Origin of the sequence: Streptomyces sp. NPDC017943 (assembly GCF_044328425.1) — a bacterium.
Classification (GTDB): Bacteria; Actinomycetota; Actinomycetes; order Streptomycetales; family Streptomycetaceae; genus Streptomyces; species Streptomyces djakartensis_A.
Genome location: NZ_JBIRHH010000010.1, coordinates 210709 through 229420, shown reverse-complemented (window position 1 = coordinate 229420; position 18712 = coordinate 210709). Strand labels below are relative to the sequence as shown.

The 18712-nt window shown below is 76.0% G+C and carries 1 protein-coding gene; it reads left to right on the top strand.

What is annotated here, in order from left to right; genetic code table 11:
* Positions 1–103: 103 nt before the first annotated feature.
* Positions 104–18712, top strand: coding sequence for a non-ribosomal peptide synthase/polyketide synthase (locus ACH4C6_RS29425; RefSeq protein WP_398111659.1), 18609 nt, complete (start codon positions 104–106; stop codon positions 18710–18712).

The window sequence follows — 18712 nt, the reverse complement described above, 5'->3', positions numbered from 1 at the left end:
GCTCCGTACGCAAGGACCCCGCTCCGCTCCGGCGCGCCCCCGGGCCGCCCGTGAACGGCGTGGTGTGCCCGCGCGCCGCCCCCGCCCGAAGGACTGCACCCCGATGACGGACCTGCACGCCCAGCGCCCCGCCACACCCGTCCCCCCAGGGGCCGGCACCCCGCCGCCCGCCCCGGCCGGCGACGCCACCCGGCACGTCCCGCTCGGTGAGCTCTTCACCCCGTGGGTGACGCGCGACCCGGACGCGCCCGCGGTCACCGACGGACGGCGCACCTGGTCGTACGGAGAACTCGCCCGGCGGGCCGGCCGGCTCGCCGCGCACCTGGCCGCAGGAGGCGCCGGACCGGAGCGGACGGTGGCGTTGGTCCTGCCGCGCTCGATCGAACTGATCGCCGCCGAGCTGGCGGTCACCCTCACCGGCGCGGCGTTCCTCCCGGTCGACCCCGGCTACCCGGCCGAACGACGGGCGCTGATGCTCGCCGACGCCGCGCCCGCCGTCGTCCTGGACGACCCGGCCCGGGTCCGCGCGCTGCTGGACGGCGAGGGCGGGCGGACGGACCCGCCCCCGAGCCGGGTGCACCCCGACCACGCCGCGTACGTCATCTTCACCTCCGGCTCCACCGGCACACCCAAGGGCGTCACCGTCACCCACCGGGGCATCGCCGGGTTCGCCGCCGCGGCCGCCGAGCGCTACGCCGTCGGCCCGGGCGACCGCGTGCTGCAGTTCTCCTCGCCGAGCTTCGACGCCTCCGTACTGGAGCTGTTCATCTCCGTCCTGTCGGGGGCCGCGCTGGTCGTACCGCCGCACGGACCGTGGCTCGGCGACGAACTCGCCGCCGTCCTGGACGAGCACCGCATCACCCACGCCCTCATACCCCCGGCGGCCCTCGCCACGCTGCCCGACCCGGCGGACCTCGGCGGCCTGCCCTCACTGCGCACCCTGATCGTCGGCGCCGAGGCGTGCCCGGCCGCACTCGTCGACCGGTGGGCCCCTGGCCGCCGCATGATCAACTCGTACGGTCCGACCGAGGCCACCATCGTCGCCACCTGGACGGGACCGCTGGCCGCCGGCACCGGGACCCCCACCATCGGCGGCCCGCTGCCCGGCACCGAGGCACACGTCCTGGACGCGGCGCTGCACCCGGTACCGCCCGGCACCGAGGGCGAGCTGTACGTGGGCGGCGACGTCCTGGCCCGCGGCTACCTCGGCCGGCCCGGGCTCACCGCCACACGGTTCGTCGCCCACCCCTCCGGGCCGCCCGGCGCCCGCCTCTATCGCACCGGCGACCGGGTGCGCCGACGCGCCGACGGCGAGCTGGAGTTCCTCGGCCGCGCCGACCGGCAGGTCAAGGTGCGCGGCTTCCGCATCGAGCCCGGCGAGATCGAGGCCGCCCTGCTCCGCGACCCGCACGTCCGCGAGGCCGTCGTCGTGGTCCGCGACGAGGAACCCGCACGCGGCCGCCTCATCGGCTACGTCACTCCCGCCGACCCCGCTCACCGGCCCGAGCCGGCCCGGCTGCGCACCGCCCTCACCGCCGCCCTGCCCGCCCACATGGTGCCCTCGGCCGTCGTGGTGCTGGACGCGCTGCCGCTGACCCCGCAGCACAAGACCGACCTGCGGGCCCTGCCCGCCCCCGGCGGGGTGGCCGCCGAGCAGCACGTCGCACCCCGCACCGACACCGAGCGGACCCTGGCCGCGATCTGGGCCGACGTCCTCGGCGTCGACACCGTCGGCGTCACCGACGACTTCTTCGATCTGGGCGGCGACTCGATCCTCGCGGCCCGCACCCTGACCCGCGTCCGGGAGGCGTTCGGCACCCGCCTCTCCCTGCGCGACGTGTTCACCGCGCGGACCGTCGCCGCGCTCGCCCCGCTGACCGGCGAGCCGTCCACCGCCCCGCAGGAGCAGATCCCCGCCGTCGAGCGTTCGGGGCCCGTCCCGCTCTCCAGCGCCCAGCGCCGCCTGTGGTTCCTCGACGACCTCGCCGACGGCGGCACCGAGTACAACACCGGCGTCGCGCTGCGCCTGCACGGCCCCCTCGACACGGCCGCCCTGCAACGTGCGCTCCACCGGCTCGCCGCCCGCCACGAGTCCCTGCGCACCACCTTCGCCACCGTCGACGGGCAGGGCGTCCAACTCGTCGCCCCCGAGCCGAACCTGCCGCTGCGCACCGCCGACGCGGGCCAGGTGCCCGCCGACCGGCGCGACCAGGCCGTCGAACGCCTGCTCACCGAGGAACTGCGCCGCCCCCACGACCTGACGACCGGGCCCCTGACGCGGGCGCTGCTCGTCCGCCGGGCGGCCGAGGACCACGTGCTGCTGCTGGCCCAGCACCACATCGTCACCGACGGCTGGTCGGTCGGGGTCCTGACCCGTGACCTGGCGGCGCTCTACCGCGCGGAGGCCGCGGGCGAACCCGACGATCTGCCCCGGCAGGAGGTGCAGTACCCGGACTTCGCGCTGTGGGAGCGCGAGCGGCACAGCGCCGACGCCCACGCCGACGACCTCGCCTACTGGAAACGCCACCTCGCCGGACTCCAGCAACTCGACCTGCCCACCGACCGGCCGCGCCCCCCGGTGCGCACCACTGCGGGCGCGGCACACCGCCAGGACGTTCCGCGTTCCCTGGTGGACCGGCTGCGGCTGCTCGCGGCGGGCCGCGACACCACCGTCTTCACGGTGTTCGCCGCGGCGGCCGCCGTGCTGTTCGCCCGCTACTCCGGGCAGCGGGACGTGGCGTTCGGCACCGTCACCAACGGGCGGGACCGCCGCGAACTGGAGGACGTGACGGGCTTCTTCGCCAACACCGTCGTGCTGCGCGGCGAGGTCGACGACGCCGCCACGGTGGACCGGTTCGTGCAGACCATGCGCGCGACCGTGCTGGACGCGTTCGCCCACGACGGTGTGCCCTTCGACCGGGTGGTCGAGGAACTGGCCCCGCCGCGGGACCCCGGCCGCACCCCGCTGGTGCAGGCGCTGGTGGTGCAGCAGGCGGCCCCCGCCCGGCCGCCGGTCGCCGCCGGCGTACGGATCGACGACCATCCGCTGCCCCGCCCGGCAGCACGCTTCGACCTCGTGCTGGAGTTCGCGCCCCGCGCCGACGGCGGGCACGAGCTGACCGTCGAGTACAACACCGACCTCTTCGACGAGGCGACCGTGGCCCGGATGGGCCGGCAACTGCGGCATCTGCTCGAAGGCATGGCGGACGGCCCGCACCGGACGCTCGCCGAACTCCCGCTGCTGTCCGACGACGAACGGCGCGTGCTCCTGGACTCCTGGAACCCGCCCGCCTCGGCAGCGGACCGGGCCGACGGCGCCACCCTCCCCGCCCTGTTCGAGCAGCAGGTGGCCCGGACCCCCGACCGGACCGCGGTGACCTGCGGCGCGACCCGGCTGGACTACGCGGGGCTGAACCGGCGGGCCAACCGTCTCGCCCGGCTGCTGGCGGCGCGGGGCGCGGGACCGGAGTCCCTGGTGGCGCTGTGCCTGCCGCGCACCGCCGACCTGCTGCCGGCGCTGTGGGCCGTCCTCAAGTCGGGCGCCGGCTACCTGCCCGTCGACCCCGCCTATCCGGCCGAGCGCATCCGCTTCATGCTGGCCGATGCGGCCCCCGCGCTCGTCCTGGCCACCCGGGAGACGGCGCACGCGCTCCCCGCGGACTGCGTGCCGCTGCTGCTGGAGGAGGTCGCACCCCTCGGCGCCGACGCCCCGGACCCGACCGGCGACCCCGCCGCAGCCGACCTGACCGACGCCGACCGGACGGCACCGCTGCTTCCGTCCCACCCCGCGTACGTCATCTACACCTCCGGCTCCACCGGCCGGCCCAAGGGCGTGGTCGTCACCCACGGCAGCGTGGCCGCACTAGCCGCCTGGGCCGGGGACACGTTCGGTGCGCGCGGCTTCGCCCACGTCATCGCCTCCACCTCCCTCAACTTCGACGTGTCCGTCTTCGAGCTGTTGTGCCCCCTGCTGGCCGGCGGCGGCGTCGAGGTGATCGCCGACCTCACCGCGCTGGCCGACCTCACCGGCGGCTCCCGGCCGCGCCGGGCCGGACTCCTCAGCGGCGTGCCCTCCGCGCTGTCCCGTGTGTTCGGCGGCGACGGCGCCCTGGAGGCGGACACCGTCGTCCTGGCCGGGGAGGCCCTGCCCGCCCGGACCGTCCGGGACATCAAGGACGCGATGCCCGCGGCGGAGGTGGCGAACATCTACGGCCCCACCGAGGCCACCGTCTACGCCACGGCCTGGTTCGCCGGTGGCACCGTCCCCGAGCAGGCCCCGCCCATCGGCCGTCCCATCGCCCGCACCCGCGCCTATGTGCTGGACCGTCTGCTGCGCCCCCAGCCGCCGGGCGTCACCGGTGAGCTCTACCTGGGCGGCGGCGGACTCGCACGCGGCTACCTGCACCGGCCGGGCCTGACCGCCGCCCGCTTCGTCGCCGACCCGTTCGGCGTCCCCGGGGACCGCATGTACCGTACGGGCGACCTGGTGCGCTGGAGCGCCGACGGCCGGCTGGAGTACCTCGGCCGCGTCGACCAGCAGGTCAAGGTGCGCGGCTTCCGCATCGAACTCGGCGAGATCGAGGAGGCCCTGCGCCGCTGCGCGGGTGTCACCGAGGCCGCTGCCACCGTCCGCGAGAGCGACGGTCACCGCCGCCTGGCCGGATACGTCGTCCCCGCCGCCGGCGCCACCGTGGAACCCGAGGCCGTACGCCGTGAACTCGGGCGCACCCTGCCCGACTACATGGTCCCCTCGGCCGTCGTGGTGCTGCCCGCCCTGCCGCTCAACCCCAACGGCAAACTGGACCGGAGCAGGCTCCCCGACCCGGCTCCCGCCGAACCCGCCGCCCGTCACGTCGCGCCCCGGACCCCCACCGAACGGACCCTGGCCGCCATCTGGGCCGGCGTCCTGCACGTGGAGCGCGTCGGAGCGGACGACAACTTCTTCGCGCTGGGCGGCGACTCCATCCTCAGCATCCAGGTCGTCGCCCAGGCTCGCCAAGCGGGCCTGACGATCAGCTCGCGCGACGTCTACCAGCACCAGACGCTCGCCGCCCTGGCCCGCCGCGCCGACGAGACGGGCAGCCGGCGCAGGCCCGCCCCGGCCGCCCCCGTCGAGGCCACCGGCACCGCGCCCCTGACCCCCATCCAGCACTGGCTGTTCGACAGCGCCGCCGAGCGGGCCGGGCACTTCGCCCAGACGCTGTCGCTGGACCTGCCCGCCGACGTCGACGAGGGCGCCCTCCAGGCCGCGTTGGACGACGTGATCGCCCACCACGACGCGCTGCGGTCCCGGTTCCTCGGCGACGAGACGGGCGTACGGTGGCTGATCGACCGGCCGGCCGCGCGCTGCCGCCTGATCCGCCACACCGGCCCGGACACCGACACCCCGCACCTCGGCCCGTACGACCTGGACCACGGCCCGCTGCTGCGCGCCGTCCTGCACGCCCGGGGCGACGGACGGCCACCCGTCCTGCACCTGTCCGTGCATCACCTCGTCGTGGACGGCGTCTCCTGGCGCCTGCTCCTCGAAGACCTCGAACGCGCCTACCGCGCCCGACGCGAGGGCCGGGACGGCGCGGCCGCGCTGCCCCGAAAGTCCTCCCCGCTGCGCCAGTGGGCCGAACGCCTCGCCGCGCACACCGCCGCCGGGGGCTTCGCCGCGGAGAAGGCCTACTGGACCCGGGAGACCGAAGGCGCCCCGGCGTCCCTGCCCGCGGACCTGGAAGGCACCAACACCTACGCCTCCCAGCGCTCGGTGACGGTGCGGATCGGCCCCGAGGACACCGACCTGCTGCTGCGGACCCTGCCCGAGACCTACCGCACCCGGGCCAACGACGTCCTGCTCGCCGCGCTCGGCCGGGTGCTGTGCGGCTGGAGCGGCCACGAGCGGGTCCTGGTCGACGTCGAAGGGCACGGCCGCGAGGACCTGTTCGCCGACGTCGACACCAGCCGCACCGTCGGCTGGTTCACCACCCGCCACCCCGTCGCCCTGGCCGTCCCGCCCGAGGACGACTGGGACGGCGTGCTCAAGCAGGTCAAGGAACACCTGCGCGCCGTGCCCCGGCACGGCATCGGCCACGGCGCCCTGACCCTGCCCGGCCGCGACGACGCACCGCTCCCGGCGACCAGCGCGCAGATCAGCTTCAACTACCTCGGCCGGTTCGGCCTGTCCGGCACCTCCGAGGGGGGCCTGTTCCGCGGGCTGGCCCGCCCGCTGGAGCTGGACGCCGATCCCGCCTCGACCCGCCCGCACCCCCTGGAGGTGGTGGGCCGGCTCGACGGCGACAGCCTGGAGTTCACCTGGTTCTACTCCGACCGGCTGCACCGCCCGGAGACCGTCGCGGACCTCGCGGAACGCTACGCCGACGCACTGGCCGGCCTCGCCCGGCACGCGGCCCGGCCCGGCGCCGCCGGACGCACCCCCTCGGACTTCCCGCTGGCCCGGCTCGACCAGACCCACGTCGACCGGATCGCGGGGGAGGACCCGGCGGGCCTGGAGGACGTCCACCCGCTCACGCCCACCCAGGCCGGCATGCTCTTCCACCGGCTCTCCCAGGCCGACCGCGGCGTGTACTTCCAGCAGTTGACCTTCGTCCTCGACGGCGTGCCCGACCCGGCTGTGCTGGCCGACGCCTGGCAGCGGGTCACCGACGGCACCCCGGTGCTGCGCGCACGGGTGGTGTGGGAGGACGTGCCCGAGCCGCTGCTCGCGGTGCAGCGCCGGGCCGCCGTACCGGTGGAGTCCGCCGACTGGCGCGGCCTGACCGCCACCGAGCAGGACGAGCGGTTGCACGACCTCCTCGACCGCGACCGCGCCCGGGGCGTCGACCTCACCCGCGCCCCGCTCCAGCGCCTGGTCCTGGCCAGGGTCTCCGACACCGCGGTGCGCGTCGTGTGGTCCTTCGACCACCTCATCCTGGACGGCTGGAGCCTGTTCCAGGTCCTGTCCGACGTGTTCGCCTGCCACGCGGGCCTGTCCGGCACCGCACCGCTCGTGCTGCCCGAGCGCCGCCCGTTCCGCGACTACGTCGCCTGGCTGCGTGAGCACACCGACGGCACCGAGGGCGAACGGCACTGGCGGGCCCGCCTGGGCGGCCTGGCCGAGACCACCGCGCTGCCCTTCGACCGCGAGCCTCGCGAGAACCACCGCGCCGAGTCCACGGCGGCGGTGCGCGTCACCCTGCCGGAGCCCGTCACCAAGTCCCTGCTCGACGTGGCGAGGACGGCGGGCCTGACGGTCAACACCCTCGTCCAGGGCGCCTGGGCGATACTGATGAGCCGTCAGGCGGGCCGCGACGACGTGGTGTTCGGCACCACCGTCTCCGGGCGGCCACCCGAGCTGCCCGGATCCGACGCCATCACCGGCCTGTTCATCGCCACCCTGCCCACCCGGGTGCGCGTGCCGCGCGACGAGCCGCTGCTCATCTGGCTGTCCCGGCTCCAGCAGGACCAGAGCGAGGACCGCCGCCACGACCACGTGCCGCTGCACCGGATGACGGCGTACACCGACCTGCCCGAGCGGGCCGCCCTGTTCGACAGCATCGTCGTGTTCGAGAACTACCCGGTGGACGACGACCTCGCCGCCGCACACGGCCTCCGGCTGAGCGGCCTGGAGGGCATCGAGACCACCAACTACCCGCTCAGCCTGGTCGCCTACCCCGGCGCGGAGCTCGCCCTGCGCCTCGGCTACGACCCGGACCTGTTCGACGCCGCCACCGTCGAGCGGCTGGCCGAGTACCTCACCGTCCTGCTGGAGGGCTTCGCCACCACCCCGCGGTCCACCCCCGCCCGGCTGTCCCTGCTGACGGCCGCCCGCCGCGAGCAGGTGCTGCACACCTGGAACGACACGGCCACCGACGCGCCCGTCACCACCACCGCGGACCTGTTCGCCGCCCAGGTGGAACGCACCCCGGACGCCGTGGCCCTGCTGGCCGGCAACGAGCGGCTGACCTACCGCGACCTCGACGCCCGGGCGCGTGCCCTGGCCGGCCGGCTGGCCGCGCTCGGGGTGCGCCCGGAGGTCGCCGTCGGCGTGCTCATGGACCGCTCGGCCGCCCTCGTCGTCGCCCAGCTCGCCCTCACCCGCCTCGGCGGCGTGTACGTCCCGCTCGACGGCCGGGCCCCCACCGACCGGCTGCGCACCATGCTTGCGGAGGCCGGCGCCGACCTGCTCCTCACGGACGCCGAGTGGCACGCGACGGCCGCGGACCTGCTCCCCGAAGGACACGTCCTGCGCCCGGACCTGGACACCGACGGGCCCACCGCGGACCTCGCCACCGTGCCGCGCGTGCACCCGGACCACGTCCAGTACCTCATGTTCACCTCCGGCTCCACCGGCAACCCCAAGGGCGTGGCCGTACGGCAGCGGGACGTCGCCGCGCTCGCCCTCGACCGTTCTTTCGCGAGCCACGACCGCGTCCTCGTGCACTCCCCGCACGCCTTCGACGCGTCCACCTACGAGCTGTGGGTGCCGCTGCTGCGCGGGGGCACGGCCGTCCTCGCCCCGCCGGGAGAGCTGGACGCCGCCGCCGTACGCCACGCCATCACCGAACAGGGTGTCAGCTGCGTGTTCCTGACGATCGGTCTGTTCCGCCTGTTCGCCCAGGAGGACCCCGCCTGCCTGCGTGGCGCCCGCGAGGTGTGGACCGGCGGCGAGGCCGTGCCCGGCGCCGCCGTGCGGCGCGTGCTGGACGCCTGCCCCGACCTCACCGTCGTCGACGTCTACGGCCCCACCGAGACCACCACCTTCGCCACCCGCCGGCCCTTCCGCGCCGGTGACACCCTGCCCGCGGCGCTGCCCATCGGCCGCCCCCTGGACGACACCCGCGCCTATGTCCTGGACGGCGCCCTCCAACCGCAGCCACCGGGTGTGCCGGGTGAGTTGTACCTCGCCGGCGCCGGACTGGCCCGCGGCTACATCGGCCGCCCCGGCGCCACCGCCGCCCGCTATCTGCCCGACCCCTTCGGACCGCCCGGCGGACGGATGTACCGCACCGGCGACATCGTGCGCTGGAGCGCCGACGGCGACCTGCACTTCGTGGGCCGCGCCGACGACCAGATCAAGATCCGCGGCTTCCGCGTCGAGCCCGCCGAGATCGAGGCCCGGCTCACCGCCCACCCCGCGGTCGCCGAGGCGGTGGTGTCGGTGTCCCGGCACGAGGGACGCAAGCGCCTGGTCGCGCATCTGGTGCCGGCCCCCGGCGCCGCCGTGCCGCAGACGGCCGAGCTGCGCGCCCACGTGGCCGCCGAGCTGCCCGACTACATGGTCCCGGCCGCGTTCGTCCCGCTCGCCGAACTGCCCCTGACCACCAACGGCAAGGTCGACCGGCGCCGGCTGCCCGCCCCCGAGTGGTCGGCGGCCGCCGACACCGCCTACCGCGCACCGCGCACCGAGGCGGAGCAGGTGCTCGCGGGCATCTGGGCCGAGCTGCTGGGTGTCGAACGCGTCGGCCTCGACGACCACTTCTTCATGCTGGGCGGCGACTCGATCGTCAGCATCCAGGTCGTCTCCCGGGCCCGCACCGCCGGGCTCGCGCTGACCCCGAGGGACCTGTTCCGCCACCCCACGCTCGCCGACCTGGCCGCCGCCTCGACCGGCGCCGCCGCGACCGTCGCGGGCACCGGCACGGTGACGGGCGAGGTGCCCCTCACCCCGATCCAGCACTGGTTCCTCGCCGCCGAACCGCCGCGTCCGGAGTACTTCAACCAGTCGGTGGTCGTCGAGACCGGTGAGGACGTCGACCCCGCCGCCCTGCACACCGCCCTCGCCGCGCTGTGGACCCACCACGACGCCCTGCGCGCCCGCTTCACCCGCGCCGCCGACGGCACCTGGCACCAGGAGTACACCGCCGCGGACACCGACGTACCGGAGCTGCTGCGCACGCACGACCTGGCCGGCCAGGACACCGAGGCCGCCGCACGGGCCGAGGCCCGCCTCACCCACGAGGCCCACACCGGCTTCCGGCTGGACACCGGACCGCTGATCGCCGCCCGCCTGTTCACCGGCGGCGGCCGGCCCCCGCGCCTGCTGCTGACGGCCCACCACCTGATCGTCGACGGCGTCTCCTGGCGCGTCCTGCTGGAGGACCTGGAGACCGCCTACCGGCAGGCCAGGAGCGGCGAGCCGGTCCGGCTGCCGCAGCGCACCACGTCCGTGCGGGAATGGGTGCGGCGCCTCACCGCCCGCACCGGCGAGGCGGACCTGACCGCGCAGCGCGCCCACTGGGCCGAGGTCTCCCGGCACTGTGCGACACCCCTGCCGGTCGACCTCGACGGCGGCAACACCGCCGCCGACCTGCGCGCCGTGACCGTACGCCTGGACCGGCGGCGCACCGAGGACCTCCTGCGCAAGGTCCCCGGCGTGTACCGCACCCGCGTCGACGACGTCCTGCTGACCGCGCTCGGCCGCGTCCTGGCCGACTGGACCGGCCGGAGCACCGTCGCCGTGGGGCTGGAGGGCCACGGGCGCGAGGACCAGCACTTCGACGACCTCGACCTGTCCCGCACCGTCGGCTGGTTCACCAGCCTCTTCCCGGTCGCCCTCGACCTGCCCGACGGTGACTGGGGCGCCGCGCTGAAGGCCGTGAAGGAACAGCTGCGGGCCGTGCCCGACCGGGGGATCGGCTACGGCGCCCTGCGCCATCTCGCGGGCGACGGACACCTCGCCGGGGCGCCACTGCCCGGCATCAGCTTCAACTACCTCGGCCGGTTCGACTGGTCCACCGCCGACGCCGAGCTGGTCCGGGCCGTGCCCGGCGGCCTGGACGGCGCGGAGGACCCCGGGGCGCCCCGTCCGCACCTGCTGGACGTGGTGGCCCGCGTCGAGGACGACGAGCTGGAGATCAGCTGGCACTACAGCGGCGGCCGCCACCGCGAGGAGACCGTCGCCTCCCTCGCCGAGGGCATGCTGCGGTCCCTGGAGGAGATCGTCGCGCACTGCGCCGGCCCGCGGGCCGGTGGCCGCACGCCCTCGGACTTCCCGCTGGCCCGGCTCGACCAGGCCGCCGTGGACCGGGTCGTGGGCGACGGCCGCGGCGTCGAGGACGTGTACCCGCTGACCCCGATGCAGGCGGGCATGCTGTTCCACAGCCTGATGGACCCGCAGGGCCGCACCTACGTCAACCAGGTGCAGGTCGTCCTGCACGGCGTCACCGACCCGCACGCCCTCGCCGCGGCCTGGCAGGAGACGGCGGACGCCAACGCGATCCTGCGCACCCGCCTGGTGTGGCAGGAGACGGCCGAACCCCTCCAGGTGGTGGAGAAGCGGGCCGCCGTGCCCGTCGCCCACCACGACTGGACCGGCTGGGGCGCCGAGCGCCGCGCACGCGAGACGGACGCGCTGCTCGCCGCGGACCGCGAGGCGGGCATCGACCTCGGCGCGGCGCCGCTGATGCGGCTCGCCCTGATCCGGCTGGCATCGGACCGGGTGCGCATGGTGTGGACGTTCCACCACGTGCTGCTCGACGGGTGGAGCGCGGCCCAGGTGTTCGACGAGGTGTGCGAGCGGTACGCGGCCCGGACCGGTGGCCGCCGCCCGCAGGTGCCCGACCGGGCCCCCTTCGCCCGCTACCTGGAGTGGCTGGCCGCCCAGGACACCGCACGCGCGGAGCGGCACTGGCGCGACACCCTCGCCGGATTCGCCGTACCCACCGAGCTGCCCCGAGACCGGCGGGGCGCCGACACCCACGGCGCGTCCTCGTCGGGCACCGTCCGGGTGACGCTCGGCAAGGAGGTGTCGGCCCGGCTCAGGGACACCGCCCAGCGGGCCGGCCTGACCGTCAACACGGTGCTCCAGGGCGCCTGGGGCCTGCTGCTGCACCACTACGGCGGCGGCGACGACGTCGTCTTCGGCACGACCGTGTCCGGTCGCCCGGCCGAACTGCCCGGCGTCACCTCGATGGTGGGCCTGTTCATCAACACCCTGCCCACCCGGCTGCGCGTCGACCGGCGGCGCCCCCTGCTGGACTGGCTGCGGGAACTGCAGGCCGCCCAGTCCGAGTCGCGCCGCCACGACTTCGTGTCCCTCGCCCAGCTCCAGTCGTGGAGCGAAGTACCCGGCGGCACCGGCCTGTTCGACAGCATCGTCGTCTTCGAGAACTACCCGTTCGACGCGGGCGCCCTGGCCCGGCACGGACTCGCCGTCGAGCAGGAACGCGACGTCGAGCCGACCAGCTACGCGCTCAGCGTGGTCGTCGCCCCCGGCGACGACGTCACCGTGAGCCTCGACTACGACCCGGCCGCCTTCGACGCGGCCACCGTCGAGGGGATCGGCGCGAGCCTGCGCACGCTCCTGACCCAGTTCGCCGCCGACGCCGACCGCAGCCTGGCCGACCTGGCCCCGCTCGAACCGGCCGACGGGCGCCGCCTGCTGGACCGCCTCGCCGGGCCGGGGGCGCGGCTGCCGCGGCGCACCCTCCCGGACGCGTTCGCGGCCCAGGTGGCCCGCACCCCCGACGCGCCCGCCGTCCTGCACGGCGCCGAGGAGTTGACGTACCGTCAACTCGACGAGCGCGCCAACCGGCTCGCGCGCCTGCTGATCGAGGCCGGCGCCGGACCGGAGCGGTTCGTCGCCCTGGCCCTGCCCCGCACCGGCGACCTGATCGTGGCGCTCCTCGCGGTCCTCAAGAGCGGCGCCGCCTACCTGCCCGTCGACCCCGGCTACCCGGCGGAGCGCATCGCGTTCCTCTTCGAGGACGTACGCCCCGACGCGGTGATCACCTGCGCGGAGACCTCGTCGCGGCTGCCGGAGGGCCCGTACGCGCGGATCGCCCTGGACGATCCGGACGCGGCCGCCCGGCTGGCCGCCGCCTCCGCCGCGCCCGTCGGCGACGGCGAGCGGCGCGGCCGGCTCCTGCCCGACCACCCGGCCTACGTCATCCACACCTCCGGCTCCACCGGCCGGCCCAAGGGCGTCGTAGTACCGCACGCGTCCGTGGTGGCGCTGACCGACTGGGCCGCCGCCGAGTTCACCGGTCGCGGGCTCGCCCACGTCGTGGCGTCCACCTCGCTCAACTTCGACGTGTCGGTGTTCGAGATCTTCTCGCCGCTGTTGGCGGGCGGCCGGGTGGAGGTCGTCCGCGATCTGCTCGCCCTCGCCGAACGTTCCGAGCCGTGGCGGGCGGGGCTGCTCAGCGCCGTGCCGTCCGCCCTCGGCCGGCTGCTGGCCGAGGACACCGTGCACGTCGGCGCCGACACCGTCGTCCTGGCCGGCGAGGCGCTGCCCGCCCGCGCCGTCCAGCAGGTGCGGGCGGCGGTGCCCGGCTGCCGGGTGATGAACATCTACGGCCCCACCGAGGCCACTGTCTACGCCACCGCCTTCACCTGCGACCCGGCCGACCCCGACCGCGTCCCGCCCATCGGCCGGCCCGTCGGTGGCGCCCGTGCCTACGTCCTCGACGCCCGCATGCGGCCCGTGCCCCTCGGGGCGCCCGGCGAGCTGTACCTCGCCGGGACCGGCGTGGCCCGCGGTTACCTCAACCGGCCCGGCCTGACCGCCGGCCGCTTCCTCGCCGACCCCTTCGGCCCGCCCGGCAGCCGCATGTACCGCACCGGCGACCTGGTCCGCTGGAGCGCCGACGGCGACCTGCTGTACCTGGGCCGCACCGACGACCAGGTGAAGGTGCGCGGCTTCCGCATCGAACTCGGCGAGCTCGAGGCCGCGTTGGCCCGGCACCCGCAGGTCGCCGCGGCCGCCGCCCGCGTCGTCGAGCACGACGGCCACAAGCGCCTCGTCGGCTACGCCGTGCCCCGCGACGCCGACCTGCCCGCCCCGGCCGAACTGCGGGAGTTCCTCGCCCGCACCCTGCCCGACCACCTGGTCCCGGCCACCGTGGTGCCCCTGGAACGGCTGCCGCTGGGCGCCACCGGCAAGCTGGACCGGCGCGCCCTGCCCGAACCGGTGTGGTCCGCGGCCGTCACCGCGCAGGACACCCGGCCGCCGAGCACCGCCACCGAGAAGACCCTCGCCGCGATCTGGGCGCAGGTCCTCGGCGTACCAGCCGTAGGCGCCACCGACAACTACTTCGCGCTCGGCGGGGACTCCATCCTCGGCATCCAGATCGTCTCCGCGGCCCGCCGCGCCGGCCTGAGCCTGACACCCCGTCACCTGTTCGCGCACCAGACGGTCGCCGAACTGGCCGCCGCGGTCGACACCGCACCGGCCGACCCCGCCACCGCCCCGGCCGACCAGGGACCGGTCGTCGGAGACGTCCCCCTCACCCCCGTGCAGCACTGGCTGTTCGACACCCTCACCGGCGACCCGGCCCGCTTCACCCAGGCGGTCTCCTTCGAGGTGGCGCCCGACACCGACGAGGCCCTGCTGCGCGCCGCCCTCGCCGCCGTCCTGGAGCAGCACGACGCGCTGCGCATGCGCTACGAGCCCTCGGGCGACGGCCGGTGGCGGCAGGTGGGCACCCCGCCCGGCGCCGCACCGCCCCTGGAGGTGCACCGTGGTCCGGAGGAACCGGCCGACGTGGCCGCCCGGTTGTGCTCCGTGTTCGACCTGGCGGGCGGACCGCTGCTGAAGGCCGCCCTGTGCCACCGGGACGGGGACCGGCCGCCCGTGCTGCTGCTGGCCGCCCACCACCTGGTCGTCGACGCGGTGTCCTGGCGGGTGATCCTCGAGGACCTCGAGGCCGCCCACCGGGCGTTGAGCGCCGGCGAGGCCCCCGACCTGGGCGCGAAGACGACCTCCTTCCGCGACTGGGCCCGGCGCCTGGCCGCGCACACCGCCGACGGCGGTTTCGACGACGAGGTCACCCACTGGAGCGCCCTGCACCCCACCGGCCTGCCGGCCGACCTCCCCGGCGGCAACACCGCCGCCGACGAGGAGACCGTCACCGTCGGCCTCGGCGCCGAGGAGACCCGGCGCCTGCTGACGGAGGTGCCCGAGGCCTACCGCACCCGCGTCAACGACGTCCTGCTGTGCGCGCTGGGCCGGGTCCTCGCCCGCTGGACCGAGCAGGACCGGGTGGTGGTCGCCCTGGAGGGCCACGGCCGCGAGGACCTCTTCGACGGCGTCGACCTCTCCCGCACCGTCGGCTGGTTCACCACCATGTACCCCGTCGGCCTCGACGTGCCCCGCGGCGCCGACCTCGGCACCGCGCTCAAGACCGTCAAGGAGAACCTGCGGGCCGTACCGCGCGGGGGAGTGGGCTACGGCGCGCTGCGGCACCTGCACCCGACGGCAGGAGCCGGGCTGCCCGACCTGCCGCAGATCGGCTTCAACTACCTCGGCCAGCAGGACCGGAGCGTGAGCGGGGAGGGCCTGCTGCGGGAGCCCCACGTGGGCCTGACCGGCGGTATGGACCGCTCGGCGGAGCGGCCGCACCTCCTCGACGTGCTCGGCCGGGTCACCGACCGGCGCCTGGAGTTCACCTGGTCGTACTCCCGCGCGGTGCACCAGCGTGAGACCGTCGCCCGGCTCGCCGAGGAGACGGCGCAGGAGCTGCGGCGGATCGTCGCGCACTGCGCCGGGCCCGGCGCGGGCGGCCGCACCCCGTCCGACTTCCCGCTGGCCGCCCTGGACCAGGCCGCCGTCGACCGACTCGTCGGCGACGGCCGGGACGTGACGGACGTCTACCCGCTCACCCCCACCCAGACCGGCATGGTCGTGCACGGCATGGACGAGCCCGGCGAGGGCCTGTACGTCGAGCAGATCACCTTCGTCGCCGACGGGGTGCGCGACCCCGCGCTGCTCGCGGACGCCTGGCAGCACGTCGTGGACGCCACGCCCGTGCTGCGCACCGCCGTCGCCCTGACCGGGGTCCCCGTGCCGCTGCAGACAGTGCACCGCCAGGTGCCGCTGCCCGTCACCCGGCTCGACTGGAGCGGCCTCGGCCCGGCGGAGCAGGAAAGCGCCCTTCGGCACCTGCTCGACGAGGACCGGGCCCGCGGCATCGACCTGGGCCGTCCCCCGCTGCTGCGCGTCACCCTGATCCGGCTCGGCCCGGACGAGGTGCGCGTGGTGTGGACCTTCCACCACGTCCTGCTGGACGGCTGGAGCGTCTTCCACGTGCTGTCGGACGTCCTCGAGGCGCACGCCGCGCTCGCCGCCGGGAACCGGCCCCGCCTCCCGGGACGGCGGCCCTTCGCGGACTACGCCGCCTGGCTGGCCGGCCGGGACGGCGCCGCCGCCGAGGACCACTGGAAGGCCGCCCTCGCCGGGTACGCGGCGCCCACCCCGCTGCCGTACGACCGCAGGCCCGCCCCGGGCGCCGCCGCCCGGTCGGGCACCTGGCTGTCGCAGCGGCTCGACGCGGCCGGCACCGCCCGGCTGACCGACTTCGCCCGCCGCCACCGGCTCACCCTCAACACCCTGGTCCAGGGCGCCTGGGCGCTGCTGCTGGCGCGCTCCGGCGGCGGGCGGGACGTGTGCTTCGGCACCACGGTCTCCGGGCGGCCCGCCGACCTGCCGGGCGCGGACACCATCACCGGCCTGTTCATCACCACCCTGCCCGCGCGGGTCACCGTGGACGAGTCCACGCCGTGCCCCGCCTGGCTGCGGGAGGTGCAGGCCGCCCGCGCCGAGGACCGGCGCTTCGACCACGTGCCGCTGACCGACCTCCACCAGTGGAGTGAACTGCCAGCCGGAACAGCACTGTTCGACAGCCTGCTGGTGTTCGAGAACTACCCGGTCGGCGACGCCACCGCCGGCGCGCACGGCGTGCACGTGCACGGACTGGACGCCCGCGAGGCGACCAACTACCCCCTCACCGTGGTGATCTCGCCAGGCGACGAGCTGACCGTGGAACTCGGCTACGACCCGCGGTACTTCGACGAGGCCACCGCCGGCGCCCTGGCCGCCCGGCTCATGCACACCCTGACCGCGCTGGCCGCCTCCGGGGACGAGGCGCCGCTGGGGGCGGTGGACGTGCTGCCGCCCGCCGAACGCCAGCGGCTGCTGGACGGGCCCGCCCGCCCCCAGCAGGCGCCGCCGCCCCCGGCGACGCTGCCCGCGCTGATCGAGGCCGCCGTCGACCGGTGGCCGGGCGAACCCGCCCTGGACGCCGGGGAGTCCACGCTCACCTTCGCGCAGGCGGAGGCCCGCGCCAACCGGCTGGCGCACCGGCTGATCGCCCGTGGGGCGGGTCCCGGCGACATCGTCGCGCTGGTTCTGCCGCGTTCGGCGGACATGGTCCTCGCCCAGCTCGCCGTGGCCAAGGCGGGCGCCGCGTTCCTCCCGGTGGACCCCGGCTACCCGGCCGAGCGCGTGGAGTTGATGCTGCGCGACGCGCGGCCCGCCGTCACCCTGACCGCCGAGGAGGTCGCCGGCCTGCTCGCGGCGCCGCCCGACGGCACGCCGGACCACCGGCCCGCCGACCGCGACCGCGTCCGCCCGCTGCACCTCGACGACCCGGCGTACGTCATCTACACCTCCGGCTCCACCGGCACCCCCAAGGGCGTCGTCGTCACCCATCGGGGGCTGGCCGCGTTCGCCGCCGCCGAGGCCGCGCACTACCAGGTCGGCGCCGGGGACCGCGTCCTGGCCTTCGCCACGCCCAGCTTCGACGCCTCCGTGCTGGAGCTGTGCATGTCCCTGCCGCACGGCGCGGCCCTCGTCGTACCGCAGCAGGGCCCGCTGCTCGGCGGCGAACTGGCCGGCGTGCTGCGCGACGCGCGCATCACGCACACCCTGCTGCCGCCCGCCGCGCTCGCCACCCTCCCGCCGGACACCCCCGGCACCCTGCCCGACCTGCACACCCTGATCGTCGGCGCGGACGCCTGCCGGGCCGAACTGGTCGCCCGCTGGGCACCGCACCACCGCATGGTCAACTCCTACGGGCCCACCGAGGCCACCGTCGTCGCCACCTGGTCCGGCCCGCTGGAACCGGACGGCGAGGCGCCCCCCATCGGCCGCGCGCTGCCCGCCACCACCGCCTACGTCCTCGACGCCCGGCTGCGCCCGGTCCCGGACGGCGTGCCCGGTGAACTGTGGCTCGCGGGACCGGTCCTGGCCCGCGGCTACCTGCACCGCCCCGGCCTGACGGCGACCCGCTTCACCGCCGACCCGTTCGGACCGCCCGGCACCCGCATGTACCGCACCGGCGACCTGGTCCGCCGCGACGCCCGCGGCGAACTGCACTACCTGGGCCGCACCGACCACCAGCTCAAGCTGCGCGGCCATCGCATCGAGGCGGGCGAGGTGGAGGCGACCCTGGTGCGCCACCCGGCGGTCCTGGACGCCGTGGTGAGCGTGCGGGAGGACGAGCCCGGGCTGCCGCGCCTGGTGGCCCACGTGCTCGTCGCCCCCGGCGCCGAACCACCCGCCGGCGCCGAGCTGCGGGCCCTGGCCGCCCGCACCCTGCCCGGGCCCATGGTGCCCTCGGCGTTCGTGGCGATGGACCGCTTCCCGCTGACGGAGAACGGCAAGACCGACCGGGCCGCGCTGCCCGCCCCCGCCCCGGAGACCCGGGAGGCGGACGCCGGCCACGTGGCGCCCCGCACGCCCACCGAGGAGGCCGTCGCCGCCCTGTGGGAGGAGGCCCTGGAGACCACCGTGGGCGCCGAGGACGACTTCTTCGACCTCGGCGGCGACTCCCTGCGGGCCCTGCTCATCGCCTCCCGCGCCAACGACACCTTCGGCGTGACCCTCACGCCCCGCGACGTCCTGGTCAACCGCACCGTGGCCGCCCTGGCGGACCTGGTGGAGGAACAGGTGCTGAGCGAACTCGAAGACGCCGCACGCGGCGACAGCGACCACGATGAACGGTGA